We start from the raw sequence: 23,426 nt of genomic DNA, 5'->3' as shown, positions 1-23,426 counted from the left end.
ACAGGTCCCCAACAGAGCGCCCCGGGCACCCATCCCTGAAGCCGGTTTGCCCTTGGCACGTAGACGCCCCCTATCGCCAGGCAGGTTGTCATAGTGTTGTCATTTATTTCCGAATGACCAAAAATTTCGTTATCATGCGTCACTTTGTAAATTTATATACATCCTGATTCCAACCCTGAAACCCTGACCCTGTTGGCAAGCTGATGGCAACATTTCCCGGCAACCCGTCGATGGCACAGCGCATTGCGCGCGTGCTGCCAACGCTGACACGCTCGCACCGGCAGATGGCCGACTATGTGCTGGCCCACCCCCTGCAGGCGGCCACCATGCCGATCGACGAGCTGGCCGCCACGCTGGGGGTTTCGGTGGCCACCGCCAACCGGTTTGCACGGGCGCTGGAGTTTGACGGCTACCCGCAGTTCCGCGCGGCGCTGGTGCTGGGGTTCGAGTCCACGCTGGCCCCGGTCGAAAAGCTGCGCAGCAAACTCGAACACCCCGCCACGGTGGCTGACGTGTTCGCAACCGCCCTGGCGGAAAGCCAGCGCAATATCGACCTGACGCGGCAATCGCTCGATGCCCACAGCTGCGAGCAGGCGGTGAACGCCATCCTGAACGCGCGGCGCATCTACATCATGGGCTTTGGCGCCAGCAGCTGGCTGGGCGGGCTGCTGCAGCGCTGCCTGGACCTGCACTGCGACAACGTCCAGCTGCTGGCCAGCATTGAGAGCTCGTCCTACAGCGCGCGCATCCTGACGCGCCTGCAGCCCACGGACCTGTTGATCGCCATCGCCTATCCGCGCTATTTCGCCGACACCGTGCTGCTGGCGCGCCGGGCGCGCGAAGCCGGCGTGCCGGTGCTGGCGCTGACCGATCGCGTGACATCGCCGCTGGCACCGCTGGCCACGGTGGCGCTTTATGCCCACACCGACAGCCAGTACTTTGCCAGCTCCGAGGCCAGCGCCCTGGCGCTGATCGAAGCCCTGTGCAGCGCTGTCGCCCACCGCGCCAAGGGCTCGCTCAAGGCGGCGACTCAGCTGGCCGAGTCGGTGCTGCCCTGGCTGCACGGCAACCACGCCAGCCGGCTGCGCCCCGAGGCTGCAGCGCCTGCGCCTCGCAAGGCCCGGGCTGTTTCGAAACCATCCAAGTCATCAAAGGCCGCCAAGTGACCCCGTCCAAGCCCCTGCCCGTCATCGCCATTCACGGCGGCGCCGGCACCATGAGCCGCAACAGCATCAGCGCGGCGCAAAACACGGCCTACCACGCCGCCCTGCAGGACATCCTGCGGGCCGCGCAGCAACTGCTGGCCGGTGGTGGCAGCGCGCTCGATGCGGTCAGCCTGGCCGTTGACCTGCTGGAAGACTGTCCGCTCTTCAATGCCGGCCATGGTTCTGTCTTCACCCATGACGAAACCCACGAACTGGACGCCGCCGTGATGGACGGCGCCACCCTGCATGCCGGCGCGGTGGCCTGCGTGAGCCGCGTGCGCCGCCCCTTGCGCGCCGCGCGCGCCGTGATGGAGCACAGCGAGCACGTGCTGCTGGTGGGCGCCGGCGCCGAGGCCTTCGCCGAAGGGCTGGGGCTGGAGATGGTCTCGCCCGACTACTTTTCGACCGACGCCCGCCGCGCACAATTGCACCGCGCGCTGTCCACCGACCAGGCCCAGCTGGACCACGATGGGGCGGCCCTGGTGTTTCGTCAATCCGCAGCGGACACAGCCCCACTGGATGAGGGCCGCAAATTCGGCACCGTGGGCGCCGTCGCGCTCGATGCGCACGGCAACCTGGCCGCTGCCACCTCCACCGGGGGCATGACCAACAAACGGCCCGGCCGGGTCGGCGACACGCCCCTGATAGGCGCCGGCACCTATGCCGACAACCGCACGGCAGCCGTCTCCTGCACCGGCACCGGCGAAATGTTCATACGCACCGCGGCGGCCTACGACATCTGCGCGCGCATGGCCTACGGCGGCCTGTCGCTGGACGCGGCGGCGCAGCAGGTGGTCATGGACGTGCTGCCCGCCATGGGCGGACGGGGCGGCCTGATTGCCGTCGACGCCCAGGGCAAGCTGAGCCTTCCCTTCAACACCGAAGGCATGTACCGCGGCTGGGCCCGCGTCGGCGAAGCGCCGCAGACGGCGATCTTTCGCTGATCGCCGCCTGCGGCACGCTCCTTGCTGTTTCCACACAAACCTACACAAAAAAGCGCACCGCAATGCAATCCATCGTGGCTGAAGCCCCGCAACACAACGCCCCCTTCAACGCCGTAGACCTGCCCGACAACCGGGTCGTGGCCGTCAACAACCTGTCGGTGCGCTTTACCACCTCCGAGCGCACGGTGGATGCGGTGCGCAAGCTCTCCTTCCATGTGGACCGCGGCGAGACCCTGGCCATCGTCGGCGAATCGGGCTCGGGCAAATCGGTCACCTCGCTGGCGCTGATGCGCCTGGTCGAGCATGGCGGTGGCCGCATCCTCAACGGCAGCATGGCGTTTCGGCGCCGCAGCGGCGAAGTGCTCGATCTGGCGCAGGCGCGCGACCCGGTGATGCGCGGCATCCGCGGCGCCGACATCGCGATGATTTTCCAGGAGCCGATGACCTCGCTCAACCCGGTGTTCACCGCCGGGGACCAGATCGCCGAATCCATCCAGGTGCACCAGGGCAAGAACGCCGCGGCGGCGCGGGCCGAGGCCCTGCGCATGCTGGAGCTGGTGCGCATTCCCGAAGCGCGCAACGTGCTGGACCGCTACCCGCACCAGCTCTCTGGCGGCATGCGCCAGCGCGTGATGATTGCCATGGCGCTGTCGTGCAAGCCTTCGCTCTTGATTGCCGACGAGCCGACCACCGCGCTGGACGTGACCATCCAGGCGCAAATCCTGCAGCTCATTCGCGCGCTGCAGGACGAGATGCGCATGGGCGTGGTCTTCATCACGCACGACATGGGCGTGGTCGCCGAAGTGGCCGACCGCGTGCTGGTCATGTACCGCGGCGACAAGGTGGAAGAAGACGCGTCCGAAGAAGTCTTTGCCCGCCCCCGGCACCGCTACACCCGCGCCCTGCTCTCCGCCGTGCCGCGGCTGGGCGCCATGCAGGGCAGCGAGCTGCCGCTCAAGTTCGAGCTGCTGCGCACCGAAGCGGACTATGCGGCCCCGCGCGAGGCAGCCCAGCCGCAGGACACCATCCGCCCGGGCAGCACGCCCATCCTACGGGTGCAGGACCTGGTGACGCGCTTTGACGTGCGCAGCGGCCTCCTGGGCCGGGTCACGCGCCGCGTGCACGCAGTGGAAAAAGTCAGCTTTGACATCCGGCCCGGCGAGACGCTGGCGCTGGTCGGCGAATCGGGTTGCGGCAAGTCCACCACCGGCCGCTCGCTGCTGCGCCTGGTCGAAAGCCAGAGCGGCGTCATTGAGTTCGGCGGGCAAAACATCCGCGACCTGCCGACCAGCACGCTGCAGGGCCTGCGCCGCAACATCCAGTTCATCTTCCAGGACCCGTTCGCCTCGCTGGATCCACGCGTCACCGTCGGTTTTTCCATCATGGAGCCGCTGCTGGTGCACAAGATCGCCAGCGGCAAGGAGGCCCAGGCACGCGTCGACTGGCTGCTCGAAAAGGTCGGCCTGCCAGCCGAGTACGCCCAGCGCTACCCGCACGAGTTCTCGGGCGGGCAGCGCCAGCGCATCGCCATTGCACGCGCGCTGGCGCTCAACCCCAAGGTGGTGATTGCCGATGAATCGGTGTCGGCGCTCGACGTGTCGATTCAGGCCCAGATCGTCAACCTGATGCTGGACCTGCAGCGCGAGCTGGGCATTGCCTTCCTGTTCATCTCGCACGACATGGCGGTGGTCGAGCGCATCAGCCACCGCGTGGCCGTGATGTTTTTGGGCCAGATCGTCGAGATCGGCCCGCGCCGCGCCATTTTCGAGAACCCGCAGCACGCCTACACCCGCAAGCTGATGGCGGCCGTACCCGTGGCCGACCCGAGCCGGCGCCACCAGAACCGCCAGTTGATGGAGGGCGAGATTCCCAGCCCCCTGCGCGCCGTCGGGGACGAGCCCGTCGTGCCGCCGCTGGTGGAGGTCGGCCCCGGCCATTTTGTCGCGCAGCACCGCATTGCCGGTGCGTATTGATCCATTTTTCCCTCAACCTGAACCAGGAGTTTTCCCCATGACAGAACGTATGACACCGCTTCGACCCAAGGCCCTGGCTGCCAGCCTGCTGGCGCTGCTGGCCCTGGCCGCCACTGGCTCGGCCCTTGCTGCCAAGGACGTGGTGCTGGCCATCGACACCCCACCCGAAACGCTGGACCCGTACAACACCAACACCACGCGGACCACGGCGGTCACCAAGTCCATCTACCAGGGCCTGTTCCAGTTCGACAAGGACCTCAAGATCGAGAACGTGCTGGCCGAGAGCTACACCGTCTCCAAAGATGGCCTGGTCTACACCATCAAGCTGCGCCAAGGCGTGAAGTTCCATGATGGTACCGATTTCAACGCCGAAGCCGTCAAGGTCACGCTGGACCGCGTGCTCAACCCCGACAACAAGCTGGCCCGCTTCAACCAGTTCAACCGCGTGGACAAGGTCGAGGCGGTCGCACCGTACAGCGTGCGCATCACGCTCAAGGAGCCTTTTGGCCCTTTCATCAACTCGCTGGCGCACGCCTCGGCCGCGATGATCTCCCCGACGGCCCTCAAAAAGTACGGCAACAAGGACATCGCCTTCAACCCGGTGGGCACCGGCCCCTTCACGTTTGTGGAGTGGAAGCAGACCGATTTCGTCAAGGTCAAGAAATTCGACGGCTACTGGAAAAAAGGCTACCCCAAGGTCGACAGCCTGACCTGGAAGCCCGTGCCGGCGAACAACACGCGCGCCGCCATGCTGCAGACTGGTGAGGCCGACTTTGCCTTCCCGCTGCCCTACGAGCAGGCCGCCGAACTGGAGAAGAACACCAAGCTCAAGATAACGAGCGGCCCGTCCATCATCACGCGCTACATCAGCTTCAACATGCTGCAAAAGCCTTTCGACAACCTCAAGGTGCGCGAAGCCATCAACTACGCCATCAACAAGGAAGCGCTGGCAAAAGTTGCCTTCAATGGCTACGCCGTCCCGGCCGAGGGCATCGTGCCGCAGGGTGTGAGGTACGCCCACAAGATGGCGCCCTGGCCTTATGACCCGAAGAAGGCGCGCGAGCTGCTCAAGGAAGCGGGCTACGCCAACGGCTTCGAATCGGTGCTCTGGGGTGCCTACACCACCACCACGGCGCAAAAAACCATCCAGTTCGTGCAGCAGCAACTGGCCCAGGTGGGCATCAAGCTCTCGGTGCAGGCGCTGGAAGCCGGCCAGCGTACCGAGTGGGTGCAAGCCGCGCCGGACGCCAAAACCGCGAAAGTGCGCATGTACTACGCCGGCTGGTCGGCTTCGACCGGTGAGGCCGACTGGGCGCTGCGTCCGCTGCTGGCCACCGAAGCCTGGCCGCCCAAGCTGAACAACACCGCCTACTACAGCAACGAGCAGGTCGACGGCTACATCGCCAAGGCCCTGAAGTCGGTGGACGACAAGGAAAAGACAGAGCTGTACCGCCAGGCCCAGGAGCAGATCATGAAAGACGCGCCCTGGGCGCCGCTGGTGACGGAGAAAAACCTGTATGCCACGAGCAAGCGCCTGTCGGGCGTCTACGTGATGCCTGACGGCAACATCAATGCGGACGAGATCGCGGTCGCCGAGTAAGCATTCCTTTTTGCGTGCTCTTTGCACCGTCCCTGCGCGCGCCGGCATCCGCTGGCGCGCGCCCTGACCCGACTCCATCATGCTGAACTATTTTTTAAAACGGCTGCTGGGCCTGACGCCCACGCTGCTGATCGTCGCGGTGCTGGTGTTCCTGTTCGTCCACATGCTGCCGGGTGACCCGGCACGCCTGGCGGCCGGACAGGATGCCGACCAACAGACCGTGGAGCTGGTGCGCCAGGAGCTCGGCCTGGACCGCCCATTAGCCGAGCAGTTTGCCACCTACTTCAGGCACGTGGCCCAAGGCGACTTTGGCACCTCCCTGCGCACACGCCGGCCAGTGTCCACCGAAATCGCCGAGCGCTTCATGCCGACACTGCTGCTGACCTTGACCAGCATGAGCTGGGCGGTGATTTTTGGCATGGCCATTGGCATCAGCTCTGCGGTGTTCCGCAATGAGTGGCCTGACCGCCTGGGCATGACGATTGCCGTATCCGGCATTTCCTTTCCGGCATTTGCACTCGGCATGTTGCTGATGCAGGTCTTCTCGGTGCAGCTGGGCTGGCTGCCCACCGTGGGGGCCGACAGCTGGAAGCACTACGTCCTGCCGTCCCTGACCCTGGGCGCGGCCGTGGCCGCCGTGATGGCGCGCTTTACCCGCGCTTCGTTTGTCGAGGTGATCCAGGAAGACTTTGTGCGCACCGCGCGCGCCAAGGGCCTGAAAGAGCGCACCGTGATTTTCAAGCACTGCCTGCGCAATGCGCTGATCCCCGTGGTCACCATGATGGGCCTGCAGTTCGGCTTTTTGCTGGGCGGCTCCATCGTGGTGGAGGCCGTGTTCAACTGGCCCGGCCTGGGCCGCCTGCTGGTCGATGCCGTGATCATGCGCGACTACCCCGTCATTCAGGCCCTGGTGCTGCTGTTTTCGATGGAATTCATTTTGATCAATCTGGTTGTCGATGTGCTTTATGGCTTTATCAACCCCACCATTCGCTACAAGTGAGCCGGCCATGACGCAGACCTCTTTGACAAGCCCTCTCAGCGTCGCTGCGCCCGCAGCTGCAGTGGCGCAAAGCGCGCCTGTGCGCACGCCCTGGACCGAATTCTGGCGCAAGTTCAAGAAACAGCGCATCGCCGTCGTGGCTCTGGTGTTTGTGCTGCTGCTGGTGCTGGTGGCCGTATTTGCCCCGCTGATTGCACCTTACGACGCGGAAAATTTCTTCGACTACGACAAACTCAACGACGGCCCCTCGTGGCAGCACTGGCTGGGCGTGGACCCGCTGGGGCGCGACATCTTCAGCCGCATCCTGGTGGGCTCGCGTATTTCACTGGCCGCAGGTTTTTTGTCGGTGGCCATTGGCGGGCTGATCGGCACCACGCTGGGCCTGCTGGCCGGCTACTACGAAGGCTGGTGGGACCGCATCGTGATGCGGGTCTCCGACGTGCTGTTCGCCTTTCCCGGCATCCTGCTGGCGCTCGGCGTGGTTGCCATCCTGGGCAGCAGCATGGTCAACGTGGTGGTGGCCGTGTCGGTGTTCAGCGTGCCGGCCTTTGCACGGCTGGTGCGCGGCAACACGCTGGTGCTCAAGCAGATGACCTATGTCGAGGCCGTGCGCAGCATAGGCGCTTCGGACTGGACCATCATCACGCGCCACATCCTGCCCGGCACCATTTCGTCTGTCGTCGTGTACTTCACCATGCGCCTGGGCACCTCCATCATCACGGCGGCCAGCCTGTCCTTCCTCGGCATGGGTGCGCAGCCGCCCACGCCCGAATGGGGCGCCATGCTCAATGAAGCGCGCGCCGACATGGTCAACGCGCCGCACGTGGCGCTGTTTCCCAGCCTGGCGATTTTCCTGACGGTGCTGGCTTTCAACCTGCTGGGCGATGGCCTGCGCGACGCGCTGGACCCCAAAATTGACCGCCAGTAAGAAGGCCGCTTCCTGATGCTTCGCCATCTGCTGCCCCGCATCGGCAACCTGCCGCCAGGGCCGCGCAATGCCATCACCGATGTGGCCGGTGTCACCGTGGGCCATTGCACACTCGACGCGCAAGAAGTGCAGACCGGTGTGACGGTGGTCTGCCCGCACGCCGGCGACCTATTTCGCGACCGGGTGCCGGCCGCCGCCGTGGTGCTCAACGGCTTCGGCAAGAGCGTGGGTCTGGTGCAGGTGGAGGAGCTCGGCCTGCTGGAGACCCCGATTGCGCTGACCAACACCTTTTCGGTCGCCGCCGTGGCCGAGGCACAAATCCGCCAGTGCATCGCCGTCAATCCCGAAACCGGGCGCGGCCTGCCCACGGTCAATCCGCTGGTGTTCGAGTGCAACGATGGTTTTCTCAACGACATCCAGCGCATGGCCGTCACCGAACAGCATTACCTGCAGGCCTGCGCACAGGCCGGCGTGGACGTTGAAGAAGGCTCGGTCGGCGCCGGGCGCGGCATGTCGAGTTTTGGCCTCAAGGGCGGCATAGGCACGGCCTCGCGCCGCGTCCCTGCACCCGGTGGCGGCGAACACATCGTCGGCGCGCTGGTGCTGGCCAACTACGGCAAGCTGCCGCAGCTGGTGATGGCCGGTCATGCCATCGGCGCCCGGCTGGCCAGCTCGCTAACGCCCGCTGCCGCAGAGCCCGAAAAAGGTTCCATCATTTTGCTGATTGCCACGGACGCGCCGCTCGATGCGCGCCAGCTGCGCCGGCTGGCGCTGCGCGCCGGCGCGGGCCTGGCCCGCACGGGTTCGGTGTTCGGCCACGGCAGCGGCGATATTGCGCTGGCTTTTTCCACCGCCTACACGGTTCCCCAACAAGCTGACGCCCCCATGCCGGCTGTGGCCATGCTGCATGACGGCCTGATCGATGGGCTGTTTCAGGCCGTGGTCGACAGCACCGAGCAGGCGATTATTCACGCCCTGTGCGGCGCCCGCGCCGTAACCGGTCGCAACGGCCACCAACGCCGCGCGCTGGCCGATCTGCTGCCCGACGGGCCCGGCGGCTTCCATCAACCCACAACGGCTGCTCCATGAAGATCCTGATTTCCACCGACATCGAAGGCGTTGCCGGCGTTTTTCACCCCGAACAGGTGCGCGCCGGCAACCCCGAGTACGAGCGCGCCCGCCTGCTGATGACGCACGAGGCCAACGCCGCCATTGCCGGCGCTTTCGAGGCGGGCGCCACCGAGGTGCTGGTCAACGATTCGCACGGCGGCTTTCGCAACATGCCGCCGGACCTGCTGGACGCGCGCGCCCAGGCCGTCATGGGCAAGCCGCGTTACCTGAGCATGATGGCCGGGGTCGATGACGGCGTGGATGCCGTCTGCATGATCGGCTACCACTCACGTGGGCAAGGCCGTGGCATTTTGGCGCACACCATCAACAGCTTTGCCTTTGCGCGCGTGTACCTCAACAACCTGGAGCTGGGCGAAGCCGGCATCTACGGCGCACTGGCCGGCGAGTACGGCGTGCCGGTGGTGATGGCCAGCGGCGACGATGTGTTCATCGAGGAGCACCGGCCCTTGTTCCCGCAGGCCGCCTTTGTGCAGACCAAGCGCGCCACCGGCCAGACCAGCGGCATCAGCCTGTCGCCCGCGCAGGCCTGCAGCGCCATCCGTGCCGGCGTGGTGGCCGCGCTGGCGCAGCACCGCACGGCCCGCCCCTTCGTGCTGGAAGGTCCCATCGCCGTGCGCATCCAGACCCAGACACCGGCACTGGCCGACCTGTTCTGCCAATGGCCCACCCTGCAACGGCTGGACGGGGACGAGGTCGGCTTTGACGCCCCCACGGTGCAAGCCGCCGTGCGCATGCTCAACTGCCTGTCGGCCATGTCGACCATGCTGCGCTAGTGCGGTGCGGCGTGCTGGAAAAGTAGTTTGCTATATTTTTAATAGCTGCTTGCGCATGATTCACGCCGGCCAGGGCCTGTTTTGACTTAAGAACCGGGCCCACCAGCGACACCCCCTCAAGGCGTGCGCGCTGCGTGCTCCGCACCCGGCCCCACCCGCTCGCTCATCCAGCGCAGCAGGTCCAGCCACATCTGGCGCATTTCAGCGTCCAGCGGGGTGCGCATGGCGTTGGGCAGCTCGATGGTGACCACCGGCACGCCCTTGTGCACGCCGCCGTAGTGGCCCAGCGAGCCGGGGAAGATGCCGACCTGGTCCAGGTACAGGCGGCCGAGCCTGGACGGCGGCACCGACGGGCCGTCGAAATCGAGCACGCCATACGGCGCATGAATGCTGACAATCAGGTTCGGCTTGAAGCGCTGCATTTCTTCATGCAGAAACCGTGACTCGGGCTCGGACAGCGGTTTGGGGCCGGGCCAGCGGCGCGGGTCCTTGCGCGTGCGGCTCTCCCAGTAGAGCGCCGCATCACGCTCCCAGTGCGGGGTGGGAAAGTTGCGGTTCAGGTCCACGCCGCGGGCGTTGACGCGGCTCGGCGGCCGGCTCAGCAGGCCGTCGGGGTTGAGCGCCGGAATGAAGCGCCAGTGCGTCTGGGCCGGCGTGAGCCCGGCCAGCCGGATCCAGTGCAGCGCGACCGAGGCCGAGGACAGCTCGTCGCCATGGATGGCGCCCACCACCAGCACCCGCAGCTTCGCATCGTCGGGCTTCACATCGCGCACCCACAGTGCCTGGCCCCTGACCGAACGGGCCGCCCCGGGCTGCAACTGCGCACCCTCGCACAAGGCGCGCTGGACATTCGGCAGCCTGGCCACAAAGTCGTCACAGGGCAGCGCAGCGCGTGCGCCAGCAGCTATGAAAAACATAGCGAGCAGGGCCATCAAAAACCGGCGAACAGGCATGAGCGCCAGTTTACCCGCCCCGTCCTTGCCGCTTTCCGGCAGGCCCGCCAGCCCCCAGGGATTTGTCAGCCGGCGCAAAATGAGGGGTCGGCCTGCACCCCAAGCTTCGTGTAAATTACCCTCCATGCTCTCCCCCGCCAAGATCCTCAAGGCCAGCAAGCCCGTTTTTTCCCAGCGCGAATTCCGCGCCTCGCTGGGCATGTTTGCCACAGGCGTCACGATTGTCACGGCGCGCACGGCCACGGGCGAGCTGGTGGGACTGACCGCCAACTCCTTCAACTCGGTCTCGCTGGAACCCCCGCTGGTGCTGTGGAGCCTGTCGCAGGCGGCCGGTTCGCTGCCGGCCCTGAGCGCCGGCTCGCACTACGCCATCAACATCCTGGCGGCCGACCAGAAGGCGCTGGCCGAACGCTTTGCCAGCCGGCGCGAAGACCGCTGGGCGGACGTGCTGTTCACCGAAGGCGCGAGCGGCTCTCCCCTGCTCAACGGCGCGGCCGCCACCTTCGAATGCTTCAACCGCAGCCGCTACGAAGAGGGTGACCACGTGATCTTCGTCGGCGAGGTGGAGCGCTGCAGCCACCGCGCCGGCGCGGCGCCGCTGCTGTTTCACGGCGGCAAGTTCTACACCGAGCACCCTTTGTGAACCGGCGCTGATGCCTCCTCAGTGAATCCGGCACGCCTTGCAAGGCCGACAGGCGCCGGGCGCGACGGCTGTCCGTGACTGAAGCATCCACCCGGGTTCTGCGCGACCTGGCCGCCCCCGCTACACCGTCCTGTCGCCCCGCTGCCCCAGGCGCACGGTGGTCACACCGGGCCGCAACTGCCGCACCGATGGCATGACCAGCACGCAGTCGTCATAAGGCGTCACCACCGCCTCGCCGGCATCGTGCGCAATCGGTGTGCCAGCGCGGCGAATGATTTCGCCGCCACGAAAGTCCTGCACAAATGCAAAATCGGCCGAGCGCGCGACGATGCGGTGAGTGACCGTCACCGGCGGTGGCGGCAACGCGTCGGGCAGCAACCAGCCAGGCAGCACGTCGCCATGATCCAGGACCCCGCAGGCCACCAGAAAACGCATCAACACATTGCGCGCCGCCTGCAGCGACGCCAGCTCCCAGTGCTGCCCGCTTTCCAGCAGCAGGGCAATGCGGGAACCCTCTTTTTCCGCGAACGGCCCGTAGTCCCGCATGCGCACGCCATCAGCGTGACCGGCATCCACGACCACCTGGCCCGCCGTACCCAGGCTCTGCGCGAAAGCGATGTTGCGTGGCAGCAGGCCGGTGACCAGAAGAGGCTCGCAGGGCTCATGCATCGAATGCAGGTCCAGCAAATGGCTGGCGCGGTCAACGAAGGGACGGATTTCGCGGGCACGCGACAATTCGGCGCTGTGTCCGCCGCCATCCAGCATGCTTGCGGACCACACGCGGTTGAAGTCCTCGTCGACAAACCTGGATGCGTCCGGATGACTGGCCTCAAAGCGCGCGAACGCCGCCGTGTTGCAAAACGCGGCGGTGATACGCCCCCGCCGGGGCTGCAGTCCGCTGCGCAGGAACGCATCCAGCGCCCACGCACCCGAGTACTCGTTGCCGTGCACCAGCGCCGTCACCAGCACTTCCGGACCGGCCTCGACCGAGGCACGCTCGTGCACATAGGCCGTCCCTGTGGGAGAAGCCGCCCAGCCGGCCAGCCCGGGCGGCTCCAGTTGCACCGCATGGGCCTTGATGGGACCGCCGCTCACGAGGCCGCGCCGGTCGCCACGGCCTTGTTGACCACACTGCGCACGCGCTGCGTTTCCGCCCGGATAAAGGCCGTGAGCGCCTGCGGCGTGCCTCCTTCGTTGGAAATGCCAGCCTTTTGCAGCTTTTGCCACACGGCTTCCTCGCGCAGGATTTCGTTGAGCTCCCGGTTCAGGCGCGCCACCAGGGGCGCCGGCAATTTCGCGGGCCCGAAGAGGCCAAACCAAACGTTCATGTCATAGCCTTTCAGGCGCGGGTTCTCGCCCAGTGCGGGAATCTGCGGCGCCGCCCGTGAGCGGGTTGCTGTCGTCACACCAAGCGGAACCATCTTGCCCGAATCGATGTGCGGCAAAGCCGAGGAAAGCACCGAGACACTGAACTCGATATTGCCCCCCAGCAGGTCCTGCAGCTGCTGCGCCGCGCCACGATAGGGCACATGGCGAAAGGTCGTTCCGGCCAGCAGGTTGATGAGTTCGCCTGAAACATGCAGCGGCGTGCCGATGCCGGACGATGCGAAGTTCAACTGGTTGCGTTCGCGCCTGGACTTGGCCAATGCCTCCTCGATGGTTTTCACACCGGTCCGGGGGCTGGTCACGAAGACCATCGGCGTGACGCCGATCAATCCGACGGGGGCCAGGTCGGTTTCGCCGTTGTACCTGACCGCCGCATTGAAGAGCCTTGCGATGGAAACTTCGCTTCCGGAGCCCAGCAACAGCGTATAGCCGTCGGCTGCGGCACTGACCACCTTTTGCGCCCCTATCGTTCCACCGGCGCCGCCCACGTTGTCCACCACCACGGGGGTGCCCAGGCGCTTGGCCAGCGGCTCCGCAATGATGCGTGCCACCAGGTCGACGCTCCCGCCAGCGGGGTAGCCCACCACCAGGGAAATGGGCTTGCCGGCGGGCCAGGCCTGCGCCCATGCAGCGGGCAGGCAGAGCAGCCCGGCTGCGGCCAAGCAGAGTGTGCGGGCCACGCCGCGGCGGTTGAGGGTAAACGTTTCAGGCATAACGGGCTCCTTGTTGATGGCGCCAGTCTAGAAGTCGTCCGCGCGCCGCGCATGCGCATCACGCATAGGAGCATGCGAGCCCGTATTCAGGCGCCGGCGGTGGTGCTGGCCGACCAGATGCGCTGCACCAACTCGTTGCGCGGGCTCCGTGGGCGGTACAGGCGGATTTCAAAGCGGACCGCCGCACCTTTGTCGTCCGCCTCCACCAGCCGGCCGCTGCGCAGGTCGCCATCCACCAGCCCGCGTGGCAGCCACGCCATGCCCACGCCTTGCAGCGCCTGCTCATGCAGCGACTCGGCGAAGTCCGATTCTGTCACCGTGTGCAGATGCAGCTCGCGCGAACTGCGGCTGAGCCCGTCCTGAAGGATCTGGCTGAGCGCCAGCGTCGGGGCATAGCCCAGCACCGGCACCGGGTTGCGGGCCGTGCCAGGCAAGGCATGCCGTGGTTGGCCATCGCCGCGCGGTGCGCTCACGGCCACCAACTCGTCGGTGCCCAGCGTGATGCCTTCAAACGTCTGCTCGTCCAGCAGCAGCGGCAGGCGCGGATGTGTGAACGACAACAGGAAGTCGGCGGCGCCCTGCTCCAGGGCCGTGGCCCCCTCGTGGATGGAGCCTGTCAGGATGCGCAGCCGAAACTCGCCGGCCGAACGCTTGACGCGTGCGAGCCAGTCTGGCACGGCCGTGCGTGACAGCGTGCGCCCGGTCGCCAGCGTGACCCAGTCCAGACCGCCACGCGCATGGCGGATACGGGCGCGGGCGTCGTTGAGACTGGCCGCTGCCCGGCGTGCCACCGGCAGCAGTTCCTCGCCAGCGGCAGTCAGCCCCAGCGGCATGCTGGCGCGGTTGATCAAGTCCGCGCCCGCCCAAAGCTCCAGCGCGCGTATGCGGCGCGAGAACTGCGGTTGCGTCACATGACGCAGTTCGGCCGCCCGTGAAAAACTGCGCTCTCGCGCCAGCACAATGAAGTCTTCCAGCCATTTATGGTCCACAGCAACACCTTGTCCAGTCAGTTCGTGGATGGTATTCCTTGTCACCCGCTGCCGGGCCGCGGGAAGCCCGGCTACCATCAAGACATGATCGCACGCAAGACCCACCTCGATGCCCTCGCCATTTCACTGCTGCTGGTCTGCTGCCTGTTCTGGGGCTTTCAACAGGTGCTGATCAAGGCCACCATCAGCGAAATCCCGCCCATGTTCCAGGCCTCTTTGCGCTTGGTAGGTGCCACGGTTTTGCTGTGGCTGTGGTGTCTGTGGCGCGGTATCCCGCTGTTCAAGCGCGATGGCTCGCTGTGGGCCGGGCTGCTGGCCGGTGCGCTGTTCGGCGGCGAGTTTGCCTGCATTTATCTGGGGCTGCAGCACACCACGGCGTCTCGGCTGACCGTGTTTCTGTACACCTCGCCGTTCTGGGTGGCGCTGCTGGTGCCCTTGTGGGTCAAGGCGGAAAAGCTGCGCGGCCTGCAGTGGGCGGGGCTGCTGTTTGCCTTTGTGGCGGTGGCCTTTGCCTTGCGCGAAGGCTTCACCGGCGGCCAGGCCGCCACGGCCTACGGCGATCTGCTGGCGCTCGCTGCGGGCATGCTGTGGGGGCTCACCACGGTGGTCATCCGGGCCTCCAGCCTGGTCAAGGTGGCGGCCGAAAAACTGCTGTTCTACCAGTTGGCGGTCAGCGCGCTGGCCTTTCCGCTGCTGTCGCTGGGCCTGGGCGAGACGTGGGTGTGGTCGTTCAGCCCCTTTGCCATCAGCTCGCTGCTGGCGCAAACCGCCGTGGGCGCGTTTGCCAGCTACCTGGCCTGGATGTGGCTGCTGGGGCGCTACCCGGCCACCAAGCTCTCGGTGTTTGTGTTTCTCACGCCGCTGTTTGCGCTGCTGTTTGGCGCGCTGTGGCTGCATGAAAACGTAACGCCCAGCCTGCTCGCGGCGCTGGCGCTGGTGGCCCTGGGCATTGTGCTGGTCAACCGCAAACAGGCCGGCTGAGCGGCTTTCACTGGCCCCCACGTTCGCTCACTGGCGTGTAGCTCTCTGCCCCCCGAGGGGGCTAATTTCCCTTGGGGCGGCCCTGCGCGGCGCACTGCGCCAGCTCAGGGCCTGGCCACCATGTGCAGGATCAGGTCGACACGGCTGCCGTGGCCTTGCGTGAGGACCGGGTAGAGCTTGTCGTTGATGAACATCAGTTTGCCGCCCCGTTCTATGCGTGCCGCGACGGCATAGCGCATGCGGGGGTCAATCTTGCCGGGATCCACCGTCAACTCGAACGGCAGGGGCACCTGGCTGCGGGCCGTAAAACGCTGCTCGGCCAGGATGTCGGCCTTCGCGTCCACGCGCGAGACATCGCGCAGCTGCACAATGACGTCGCTATCGGGCGGCAGGGCCACGCGCTGCAGGTAGGAGATGCTGCCGGTGACGCGCACCCCGGAGGATGCGGCCGGCGCGGCCGGTGCGCTTGACTGCGGCGCAGAGGCCGGGCCGGTGGCGCAAGCCGTCAGCAAACCCAGTGCGCCGAGCGCGGCCATGGTCATCATTCGTCGTTTCATGCAGCCCTCTTGCTCAATTTGCTCAGGTAGTTTTCTGAAAACTGAACATACCACGCCAGGCAGGCCGGGTTGGCCATCGCGTCCTGGTTGACCACCTTCTCCAGCGGCTGGCCGAGCAGCAGCTTCTTGATCGGCAGCTCCTGCTTCTTGCCCGACAGCGTGCGCGGAATCTCGGGCACCTGGAAGATGTCGTTGGGCACGAAGCGCGGGCTCAACGCCGTCTTGACGGCGTTGTTGAGCCTGGCCTTCATGGCGTCGTCCAGCGCCACGCCAGCGCGCAGCACCACGAACAGCGGCATGTAGCTTTCACGGCCCAGGTATTCGAGATCGACCACCATCGAATCGAGCACCTCGGGTAGCGCTTCAATCGCGCTGTAGAGCTCGCTGGTGCCCATGCGCAGGCCATGGCGGTTGATGGTCGCGTCGCTGCGGCCATAGATGATGCAGCCGCCCGAGGGCGTGACCTTGAGCCAGTCGCCATGGCGCCAGACATGGGGGTACATGTCGAAGTAGCTGGACAGGTAGCGCGGACCGGGTTCGGCGCTGGGCCGCCCCGAGCCGGTTCCGGACCCCCTCGGGGGGTGGGCGGCACCGCCGCCCGGGGGCTCCATTGCGCCTTGGTCGCCCCAGAAGTACAGCGGCATGGACGGAATCGGTTGCGTGCAGACCAGCTCGCCCACTTCATTGATGACGGGCTGGCCCTCTTCGTTCCAGGCCTCGACCGCGCAGCCCAGCAGGCGGCACTGCATCTCGCCCGGCACCAACGGTAATTCTCGATTCCCACCAATAAAGGCCCCTGCAAAGTCAGTCCCACCAGAAATATTGCACCACCAGATATCTTCCCGTTCGGGCTGAGCTTGTCGAAGCCTGTCCTGAGCAAGGTCGAAGGACCCTTCGACAGAGCCTGTCCTGAGCTCGTCGAAGGGCTCAGGGCGAACGGCATGGAGCTTGCGGAACTGCTGCGTGCCCCAGTTCTGCGCTTCGGGCGACAGCGGCGAGCCCGTGGTGCCCAGCGCGCGCACCTTCGTCAGGTCACCGCATTGCGACAGCTCAATGCCCGCCTTCATGCAGTTGGCAAAGAAGGCCGCGCCGGCGCCGAAGAAGGTCACGCCGAGGTCGGCCGCGAAGCGCCACAGCGTGGTCCAGTCGGGCTTGTCTTTGGAGCCACCGGGGTTGCCGTCGTAAATGCAGCAGGTGGTGCCGTTGAGCAGGCCGCTCATCTGCGCGTTCCACATGACCCAGCCGGTCGAGCTGTACCAGTGGTAGCGCTCGCCCCAGCTGTTCGCCTCGTAACTGCAGCCCACGTCGTTGTGCAGGGTCTTGAGCGCCAGCGCCACCAGCACGGTGCCGCCGTGGCCGTGCACGATGGGCTTGGGCAGGCCGGTGGTGCCGCTGGAGTAGACAATCCACAGCGGATGATCAAACGGCAGCCAGCGCGGCTCAAAGGCTGCCGTCTCCTGGTCGTTTCTGGCTGTAGCCCCCGTAAAATCGGCGTAGTCAGCTATTAAATTCGTAGCAAATTGATCACCCCCCAGATTCCGGTACAGCAGCACATGCTGCACGCTGGGCAGCGCGGCCTGCAGTTCGGCCACGACGGCGCTGCGGTCAAAGTCGCGCCCGCCGTAGCTCACGCCATCGCAGGCGATCAGCACCTTGGGGGCGATCTGTTTGAAGCGGTCCAGCACCGCGTTCGTGCCCATGTCGGGCGCGCAGATGCTCCAGACCCCGCCCAGGCTGACGACGGCAAGAAAGGCCACCATGGCCTCGGGAATATTCGGCAGGTAGGCGGCCACGCGGTCGCCGGGCTCAACGCCCTGGGCTTTCAGGTGCAGGGCCAGTGAGGCGACCTGCCGGCGCAATTCCGGCCAGCCCAGTTCGCGGTGCTGGCCCTTTTCATTGCGGCTGAGGATGGCGGCAAAGCCCGCGGCATGGGCCGGCTCCACATGGCGAAACACCTGCTGCGCGTAGTTGACCTGCGCCCCGGGAAACCACTGGGCACCGGGCATGCGGCGCTCCGCCAGCACGGCGCTGTGCGGCGTCGGCGACTGCAGCTCGAAGTAGTCCCAGACGCTTTGCCAGAACGCGTCCAGGTCGGTGGTGGACCAGCGCCACAGCGCGTCGTAGCTGTCGAAGGACAGGCCGCGTGTCTCGCTCAGCCAGTTGCGGTACAGCGTGATCTGGGGGATGAAGGGTGGGTTGGCGGATGGGCTGGGGGGTGGGCTGGTGGTCTCGCGCATCCCGCTAGGTTAGCAGCCTGTTGAGAGCCTGCTCTTAAACTTTGTGGGTGGACAGCAGGATATTGGTTTCGGTGTTCATGATGCCCTTGATCTGGCGGATGCTGCCCAGCACCCGGTCAAAGGCTTCAAGGCTGTCGGCGCTGATCTCGGCCACCACGTCCCAGCGGCCGTTGGTGGAATGCAGGGCGCTGACCGCCGGCTCGCCGCGCAGCGCCTGGATGACGGCCGGTGCGGTGGTGCCCTCGACCGCAATGGTGGTCCAGGCCCGGATGCGGTGCGGCTGCGCGGCCGGCTTGAGCTTGATGGTGTAGCCGGTGATCACGCCCGCTTTTTCCAGCCGCGTCAAGCGGTTTTGCGCCGTCCCGCGCGACACCTTCAGGCGCTTCGCCAGCTCGGAAATGCTGGTGCGCGCATCGTCGCGCAGCAAGGCAATTAGCTGCCGGTCGGTATCGTCAAGATTGATCAATTCGTTATTCATGACAGTCATTTTTACAGATCTATTGCGCAAACAGAACATTTTTTGCGCTTTTGCTTGAGGTCATTAGTTTTTATGCTTGCCTGTCGTCAACCCGGCCCGTATCGGCCCAAACTTATTTACCGCAGCAGGAGCACAGCGCATGTCAGTCCCCCCGCGTTTTCTGATGGTCGCACCGACCCACTACAACGTGTCGTACAGCATCAACCCGTGGATGGACCCCGGGCGCTGGCGCCAGGACCCGCAAGGCATGCATGCCCAGGCCCAGGCGGCATCGGCGGCCCTGTGCCAGGCGCTGCAGGGCACGGGTGCCGAGGTGGAGCTGGCCCCGGGCAGTGCCGGCCTGCCCGACATGGTGTTTCCCGCCAACTCGGCGGTGGTGCTTGACGGCAAGGCCTTGCTGTCGCGTTTTCGGCATCCCGAGCGACGCGCGGAAGAAGAGCGCTTTCTGGCCATCTTCAAGGCGCTGCAAGCCAAGGGCCTGCTGCGCGAGGTGGCGCAGCTGCCGCCGGGCTGCTTTCAGGAAGGCGCGGGCGACTGCGTCTGGGATGCGACGCGCCAGCAGTTCTGGGGCGGCTTTGGGCCACGCTCGTCGCGCCAGGCCCTAGCTGCCATCGCCAGCCACTTTGGCCACGAGGTCGTGCCGCTGGAGCTGACATCAAGCCGCTGCTACCACCTCGACGTGTGTTTCTGCGTGCTCAGCGGCGGCGAGATCTTCTACCTGCCCGAGGCCCTGACCCCCGAGGCCCTGCGCACGCTGCGCACCCGGGTGGACGAGCGCCTGCTGATCGAGGCCAGCGAAGACGACCTGGTGCATTTCAGCCTCAACGCCGTTTGTGTCGGCCGCCACATCGTCATGAGCCGCTGCACACCCGCGCTGCGAGAGCGCCTGCAGGGCCGCGGCTACACGGTGGTGGAAGTGGACTTGTCGCCCTTCATGCTTTCGGGCGGCAGCGCCTACTGCATGAGCTTGCGCCTGGACTGGCAGAGCCAGGCCTTCGCGGCAGGGGCGCAGAGTCCCGGCACTGTCGCGAAACACTACTGAATTGATAGCTGCTTGCGCACGTTTCATTTGGGCTGAAGACCTATTTCGCCCATAGAAATGGTTTGGCTTGGCGGCTTCAGCTGTTGCCATGAATTGCCCGCGAAACTGTTGGAGATGATGCGGTGGCGCTGGAATTCATGGCTCAACTTCTCCGTGGATGGGTTTCTGCCGATAGAAGCTCGCCTGTATTGGTGTCATAGCGATAGTAGCAATCACCAAAACCGTCATCACCGAAGATTTCCAAGCAATCCTGCCGCTGTGTTTTGTAGTGAAACAAGGCGGTTGGTTGCCAGGACTTAATCACCTCTCCTGACCTGTATGCCCGCTCGATCTCTAGCTTCTCAATGACTGCCAAGCGCGCAGCGTCAAAACCGCGCATGTTTACGGCTGGCTTAAGCACGAATCTGACCGTGGCGTCGCCGTTGAGGATGTGAGCTTCAGAATAGTGTTCTTGCTTCATAGCTAGAAAGCCACTGCCATCAGGAAGGATTTCAACAACTCCAAGCCCTCGACTTTTGAAATCTACTTGGAATGTTTGATCGCGAAACGTCCATCGCGTAGCAACCTCGTTCCCCCAAAATTTCCAATATGCCTCAATATCAAGTTCGTAGAAATTTTTAGGCAAACGATCTTTCGGTCGAAGTCTCCCGTTGTCCCTTACTGACACAGGATCAATAATTTTTTCCATGACTGAACCTCTTACTTCGAAAGGGCGGGCAGTTGCTTTGGCACTCCAACCATCCGCAGATAGTCAGACCGGTTCATTCCATCTTTCCAGTCAAACGCCGCTTGCGTGCCACCACCCCGCAGCAGCTGTCCACTCGGCTCTGTTTGCTTTCCCACGAAACCAATATCTGCAGCAATTGGTTTTACCACCTCGTACTCAATAACATATTTCACATCCGGTTTGAACTGCTTGAGCAAAGCCATGTCTTGGCGTGCGGCAACCTGCGAGGCAACATCATCAAACGTGGCCCATCCCCCAATAGGCGGAATCGTCGGATCGTTCTTGTACTTCGCGTAATCCGCCTCCGTCACGACCATCTGCACCTTTGTCCCCGGCTTGAGTTCCGTCGTAATCACCGGCGTGCCCGGCGACCATGCCGGTTCCCAACCACGCGCTTTCATCGCCGCGTTAACCTCATCGGCGGAGCGCACCGCCTTGACGGCAGAAGCAGTACCCAGCACGGCCAGACTGGTTGGCCCCAATGCATCGCCCGCTGCAATTTCACCACCCGCAATCACGATGCGGTTACACGCCACTGGATTGGTCAGGCACCAGCTTAAGGCTGGCGGCAGTGTGGCCACCACGGCCAAGCCTGCCACGCCCAATGTGGCATTTGTCAGCGTGTTGCGTGCGGCAGCGTCTTTAATCACAGCTGCCTGTATCTGTGCCGCTGTGGGCTGGGTGATGCCGTTCTTGCCGTAGAAAGCTAATGCTTCAGGGTCCTTGACCACGGTGTTGGCGTACATGTTCGGACTGGCCTTTTGCACCGGGTCAGCCTTGAACATATAGCCCATCGTCTGGCCCGGAATGTTCGGGTCTCCTGGCAGCAACTGGTTGCCCGCAGATTTGAGAAAGGCTTGCGCGCTACCATCGGTCTGGCCTTCCGCGCCAAACTGCACTTCACGGAAGGCCTGCTGAGCCAAGCGTTTTTCAGCGTCGGCTTCGCTGATGTTTTGCTGCTGGGCAAAGCGCTTCGCGTTATCCTTGATCCACTTGATTTCCGTCGGATGCAGCTGCCGGTTGTTAACATCCACCGTCAGCGCAGTCGCCGCGCCCTGCACACCACCGACAGCCGCACCAACTCCCGCCGCTGTTAACCCGGCAACGCTCTGCGCAATGCCCTTGGCTACTTCTGGGCTCAGGCCCGCTGTTTGTAGTCCTTGCTGGATACCGTCCTGCAACTCATTCAGCAAGGGCGCAGCACTGGCGCTGGCGGCTGCGCCTGCTGCACCACTCGCGCCCCCGCTCAAGGCCCCGGCAGCGGTGTGCAGCGCGATACGGTAAACGCCGCCTTCATCCCACTTCTTGGCTTCTTCCTCTTGGCCCTGTTTTCGGAGTTCTGCGGCCTGGCCTGCTGCAAATGTGGACGCTGCCTTGGGCGCCTCTTTGGTAAACGCCTGCATGATCTGCACCTGCGCATTGATCTCTTTTTGGACTTTGTCAGCGTCAAATATTGGTTTGATGCCAGTTTCCGCATCAGCGCTTCTGACCGCTGTGTTGCCGGCCATGCCCGAGATGCCGCTGCTCGTGGTGCTGCCGGCATGGCCCTTGTCGCTGCCAACCCCCACGCCGACACCGCTGACCCCGAACTTGCCGGCCTGCTGGCCCACATCCAGGCTGATGCCGGCTGCACTTCCTTGATAGCTCGCTGTGTTCTGGATGTCGCTGATCGTTAAGGCGCCGCCAGTCTGGAAGCTGTTCTTTTGATCGTTGACCGCCTTGTCGGTGCTGGCGATCACGCTGCCTTTGAGGTCGGTGCTGCCATTGACGCTGACCTGGAAGCCGCCATCGCCGGCCTTGAGGCCGCTTTGCTGGTTGACGGACCGGTAGTTGCTGTCGATGTTGCTTTTGGAGGCGCTGATGCCACCACCGGTCGGAACCCCCGCAGGACTGATGGTGATGGAGCCGCCGGAGCTGCTTTGCCGGCTGGTGTAGCTGCTGCTGTCTTGCGGGCTTTCGATGTTGAGATTGCCGCCCACGTCGGCCTGGACCGTGTTGGCGGCGACCACTGCGCCGATCAGCTTGGTGTCGCCACCCGATATCAGGCTGGCGGTGTTGCCGGCGCTGACCCGCGTGTTGGTGTAACTCGTATCGGCGCCATCGGCATGGCCCCGGCCTTTGCTGGCTGACAGGGTGACGCCGGGGTTGGTGCCCACGCTGGCCCCTATGCTGGAGCTGCTCAGGCTGGCGCTGCTTTGGCTGGCCAGCAGCTTGATCTGGTTGTCGGCCAGCAGCGTGGCGTTGTGGCCGGCGCTGATGCTGGCGCCTTGCACCGTCAGGTTGCTGTCTTGGCCCGAGTCCGTGGACGCACCTGCGGTGCGGGAGGCGACGATGGTGACGTTGTGGCCGGCGGCCACGGTGCTGGCGGCGGCGCTGTTGCTGTTTTGGCTGCTTTTGCTTTCGCTTTGGGAGCTGCCCAGGCTGACCGTGAGGTTGATCTCGGCGGCCTTGGCGGGGTCGAACTTGCCGTTGGTGCTCAGGTCTTTGTAGGTGTTGTAGCCTTTGAGTGCCGCGCTGGCGGCTGCCAGCGCCTGCATGCGGGCGTCCCTGGTCTGGCTGGCGGCTTCGACCATTTGCTGGCCGGTCTGCAGGGCGCTGAGCACCGGGTTGCTCAGGCCCACGGTAATGCCGGACTGTTTGGATTTCTGCTCTATGTCGGTACGGCTGGTTTCCCGGGCTTCGACGATCTCGACGTTCTTGGCCGCAATCGTGATGTCGCCGCCTGGTGCCAGCACGTCGCTGCCGACTTGTTGGTACTGGTTGCCGGCTACCAGGGTGACGTGGCCGCCTATGCTGGCGACGGTGCTGGCTGCCGCTGTTGTACTTTGGTTTTGCTGCTCCAGGCTTTGCTGCTGCTTGCCGTAGCTGACGCTCATGCCGTCGCCCAGGGACAGGCCTGAGCTTTTGCTTTCCTTGAAGCTGCTGCCGGCCTGGGTGTTTTGCGCGGCCTCGATGGTGATATTGTTGCCGGCCAGCAGGCTGGTTTGCTGGTCGCTGATGACGCTGGAGCCTTGGACGCTGAGGTCTTTGCCGGACGCTATGCTGACGCTGCGCCCGCCCAGCTGGCTGCCCACGGCCTGGGTGAAGGCATCGCTGTTGCGCAGCTCGGTGCTGGCAGACGACAGGAAGCCGCCGCCTTCGGCATAGGAGGCGGTGGCCAGGCTTT

The 23,426-nt window shown here is 64.9% G+C and carries 20 protein-coding genes; 11 read left to right on the top strand and 9 right to left on the bottom strand.

Features of this window, described 5'->3' with window-relative positions; all coding sequences use genetic code 11:
• Positions 1–203 precede the first annotated feature (203 nt).
• From V6M61_RS16050 to V6M61_RS16015, 8 genes are all read left to right on the top strand, one after another.
• Positions 204–1,166 carry a MurR/RpiR family transcriptional regulator gene (locus V6M61_RS16050; RefSeq protein WP_332777585.1) on the top strand — a complete coding sequence of 321 codons (963 nt, stop codon included), beginning with the start codon at positions 204–206 and terminating at the stop codon, positions 1,164–1,166.
• Positions 1,163–2,149 (top strand): isoaspartyl peptidase/L-asparaginase family protein, encoded by a 987-nt coding sequence (locus tag V6M61_RS16045; protein WP_332777584.1) that lies wholly within the window; start codon positions 1,163–1,165, stop codon positions 2,147–2,149. Before V6M61_RS16050 ends, V6M61_RS16045 begins: the two co-directional genes overlap by 4 nt.
• A 62-nt stretch (positions 2,150–2,211) precedes the next feature.
• On the top strand, positions 2,212–4,122 hold the full coding sequence (locus V6M61_RS16040) for a dipeptide ABC transporter ATP-binding protein (RefSeq protein ID WP_332777583.1): 1,911 nt from the start codon (positions 2,212–2,214) through the stop codon (positions 4,120–4,122).
• 37 nt (positions 4,123–4,159) lie between these two features.
• The gene (gsiB, locus tag V6M61_RS16035; RefSeq protein WP_332777582.1) at positions 4,160–5,722 is read left to right on the top strand and encodes a glutathione ABC transporter substrate-binding protein GsiB; all 1,563 of its coding nucleotides are present in this window, start codon (positions 4,160–4,162) and stop codon (positions 5,720–5,722) included.
• A 79-nt stretch (positions 5,723–5,801) separates the two neighbouring features.
• Entirely contained in the window at positions 5,802–6,722 is a 921-nt protein-coding gene (gene gsiC / locus V6M61_RS16030; protein WP_332777581.1) for a glutathione ABC transporter permease GsiC, read from the top strand.
• A gap of 7 nt (positions 6,723–6,729) precedes the next feature.
• A complete protein-coding gene (gene gsiD / locus V6M61_RS16025; RefSeq protein ID WP_332777580.1) occupies positions 6,730–7,650 on the top strand; it encodes a glutathione ABC transporter permease GsiD in 921 nt (306 codons plus the stop codon).
• Positions 7,651–7,665: 15 nt separating this feature from the next.
• Positions 7,666–8,739 carry a DmpA family aminopeptidase gene (locus V6M61_RS16020; RefSeq protein WP_332777579.1) on the top strand — a complete coding sequence of 358 codons (1,074 nt, stop codon included), beginning with the start codon at positions 7,666–7,668 and terminating at the stop codon, positions 8,737–8,739.
• Positions 8,736–9,554 carry a M55 family metallopeptidase gene (locus tag V6M61_RS16015; protein ID WP_332777578.1) on the top strand — a complete coding sequence of 273 codons (819 nt, stop codon included), beginning with the start codon at positions 8,736–8,738 and terminating at the stop codon, positions 9,552–9,554. Before V6M61_RS16020 ends, V6M61_RS16015 begins: the two co-directional genes overlap by 4 nt.
• 116 nt (positions 9,555–9,670) lie before the next feature.
• Here V6M61_RS16015 and V6M61_RS16010 read toward each other — a convergent pair whose 3' ends face one another.
• The gene (locus V6M61_RS16010; RefSeq protein WP_332777577.1) at positions 9,671–10,585 is read right to left on the bottom strand and encodes a M14 family zinc carboxypeptidase; all 915 of its coding nucleotides are present in this window, start codon (positions 10,583–10,585) and stop codon (positions 9,671–9,673) included.
• 46 nt (positions 10,586–10,631) lie between these two features.
• Between V6M61_RS16010 and V6M61_RS16005 the strand changes: the two genes are divergently transcribed.
• Positions 10,632–11,150 carry a flavin reductase family protein gene (locus tag V6M61_RS16005; RefSeq protein WP_332777576.1) on the top strand — a complete coding sequence of 173 codons (519 nt, stop codon included), beginning with the start codon at positions 10,632–10,634 and terminating at the stop codon, positions 11,148–11,150.
• Between the two features lie 120 nt (positions 11,151–11,270).
• On the opposite strand, the gene V6M61_RS16000 is transcribed toward V6M61_RS16005, so the two are convergent.
• From V6M61_RS16000 to V6M61_RS15990, 3 genes are all read right to left on the bottom strand, one after another.
• Positions 11,271–12,245 (bottom strand): succinylglutamate desuccinylase/aspartoacylase domain-containing protein, encoded by a 975-nt coding sequence (locus V6M61_RS16000; RefSeq protein ID WP_332777575.1) that lies wholly within the window; start codon positions 12,243–12,245, stop codon positions 11,271–11,273.
• Positions 12,242–13,249, bottom strand: a complete 1,008-nt coding sequence (locus V6M61_RS15995; protein WP_332777574.1) for a Bug family tripartite tricarboxylate transporter substrate binding protein — start codon at positions 13,247–13,249, stop codon at positions 12,242–12,244. The genes V6M61_RS16000 and V6M61_RS15995 overlap by 4 nt, the downstream gene beginning before the upstream one ends.
• 86 nt (positions 13,250–13,335) lie before the next feature.
• Positions 13,336–14,238: a LysR substrate-binding domain-containing protein gene (locus V6M61_RS15990; protein ID WP_332777573.1), complete on the bottom strand. Its 903-nt coding sequence runs from the start codon at positions 14,236–14,238 to the stop codon at positions 13,336–13,338.
• Between the two features lie 84 nt (positions 14,239–14,322).
• Between V6M61_RS15990 and V6M61_RS15985 the strand changes: the two genes are divergently transcribed.
• Positions 14,323–15,219 (top strand): DMT family transporter, encoded by an 897-nt coding sequence (locus V6M61_RS15985; RefSeq protein ID WP_332777572.1) that lies wholly within the window; start codon positions 14,323–14,325, stop codon positions 15,217–15,219.
• A 104-nt stretch (positions 15,220–15,323) separates the two neighbouring features.
• Here the strand turns inward: V6M61_RS15985 and V6M61_RS15980 are convergent, their stop codons facing one another.
• Genes V6M61_RS15980 through V6M61_RS15970 form a run of 3 tightly spaced genes read right to left on the bottom strand, consistent with a single transcriptional unit; the run spans position 15,324 to position 18,479 of the window.
• Positions 15,324–15,776 (bottom strand): YbaY family lipoprotein, encoded by a 453-nt coding sequence (locus tag V6M61_RS15980; RefSeq protein ID WP_332777571.1) that lies wholly within the window; start codon positions 15,774–15,776, stop codon positions 15,324–15,326.
• Positions 15,773–18,013 carry an acetoacetate--CoA ligase gene (locus tag V6M61_RS15975; protein ID WP_332777570.1) on the bottom strand — a complete coding sequence of 747 codons (2,241 nt, stop codon included), beginning with the start codon at positions 18,011–18,013 and terminating at the stop codon, positions 15,773–15,775. The genes V6M61_RS15980 and V6M61_RS15975 overlap by 4 nt, the downstream gene beginning before the upstream one ends.
• 34 nt (positions 18,014–18,047) lie before the next feature.
• A complete protein-coding gene (locus tag V6M61_RS15970) occupies positions 18,048–18,479 on the bottom strand; it encodes an Lrp/AsnC family transcriptional regulator (RefSeq protein ID WP_332777696.1) in 432 nt (143 codons plus the stop codon).
• A gap of 151 nt (positions 18,480–18,630) precedes the next feature.
• Between V6M61_RS15970 and V6M61_RS15965 the strand changes: the two genes are divergently transcribed.
• Positions 18,631–19,533, top strand: coding sequence for a dimethylarginine dimethylaminohydrolase family protein (locus V6M61_RS15965; protein WP_332777569.1), 903 nt, complete (start codon positions 18,631–18,633; stop codon positions 19,531–19,533).
• A gap of 142 nt (positions 19,534–19,675) precedes the next feature.
• On the opposite strand, the gene V6M61_RS15960 is transcribed toward V6M61_RS15965, so the two are convergent.
• On the bottom strand, positions 19,676–20,221 hold the full coding sequence (locus tag V6M61_RS15960) for a hypothetical protein (protein ID WP_332777568.1): 546 nt from the start codon (positions 20,219–20,221) through the stop codon (positions 19,676–19,678).
• An 11-nt stretch (positions 20,222–20,232) separates the two neighbouring features.
• Positions 20,233–23,426, bottom strand: a 3,194-nt coding sequence (locus V6M61_RS15955) for a hemagglutinin repeat-containing protein (protein ID WP_332777567.1), incomplete at its 5' end; no start/stop codon positions are given.

Source organism: Polaromonas sp. (assembly GCF_036676035.1).
In the GTDB taxonomy this organism is placed as follows: Bacteria; Pseudomonadota; Gammaproteobacteria; order Burkholderiales; family Burkholderiaceae_C; genus Polaromonas.
Note: the sequence above shows the minus strand (reverse complement) of the source record. Positions and strands in the feature narration are given on the sequence as shown.

What these genes read in the sequence shown, in the direction of transcription:
- V6M61_RS15995 (WP_332777574.1), bottom strand. Translation starts at nt 13,249, where the DNA reads ATGCCTGAAACGTTTACCCTCAACCGCCGCGGCGTGGCCCGCACACTC.
- V6M61_RS15965 (WP_332777569.1), top strand. Translation starts at nt 18,631, where the DNA reads ATGTCAGTCCCCCCGCGTTTTCTGATGGTCGCACCGACCCACTACAAC.
- gsiD (WP_332777580.1), top strand. Translation starts at nt 6,730, where the DNA reads ATGACGCAGACCTCTTTGACAAGCCCTCTCAGCGTCGCTGCGCCCGCA.
- V6M61_RS15975 (WP_332777570.1), bottom strand. Translation starts at nt 18,013, where the DNA reads ATGCGCGAGACCACCAGCCCACCCCCCAGCCCATCCGCCAACCCACCC.
- V6M61_RS16050 (WP_332777585.1), top strand. Translation starts at nt 204, where the DNA reads ATGGCAACATTTCCCGGCAACCCGTCGATGGCACAGCGCATTGCGCGC.
- gsiC (WP_332777581.1), top strand. Translation starts at nt 5,802, where the DNA reads ATGCTGAACTATTTTTTAAAACGGCTGCTGGGCCTGACGCCCACGCTG.
- V6M61_RS16005 (WP_332777576.1), top strand. Translation starts at nt 10,632, where the DNA reads ATGCTCTCCCCCGCCAAGATCCTCAAGGCCAGCAAGCCCGTTTTTTCC.
- V6M61_RS16015 (WP_332777578.1), top strand. Translation starts at nt 8,736, where the DNA reads ATGAAGATCCTGATTTCCACCGACATCGAAGGCGTTGCCGGCGTTTTT.
- V6M61_RS15985 (WP_332777572.1), top strand. Translation starts at nt 14,323, where the DNA reads ATGATCGCACGCAAGACCCACCTCGATGCCCTCGCCATTTCACTGCTG.
- V6M61_RS16020 (WP_332777579.1), top strand. Translation starts at nt 7,666, where the DNA reads ATGCTTCGCCATCTGCTGCCCCGCATCGGCAACCTGCCGCCAGGGCCG.
- V6M61_RS15960 (WP_332777568.1), bottom strand. Translation starts at nt 20,221, where the DNA reads ATGGAAAAAATTATTGATCCTGTGTCAGTAAGGGACAACGGGAGACTT.
- V6M61_RS16040 (WP_332777583.1), top strand. Translation starts at nt 2,212, where the DNA reads ATGCAATCCATCGTGGCTGAAGCCCCGCAACACAACGCCCCCTTCAAC.
- gsiB (WP_332777582.1), top strand. Translation starts at nt 4,160, where the DNA reads ATGACAGAACGTATGACACCGCTTCGACCCAAGGCCCTGGCTGCCAGC.
- V6M61_RS15980 (WP_332777571.1), bottom strand. Translation starts at nt 15,776, where the DNA reads ATGAAACGACGAATGATGACCATGGCCGCGCTCGGCGCACTGGGTTTG.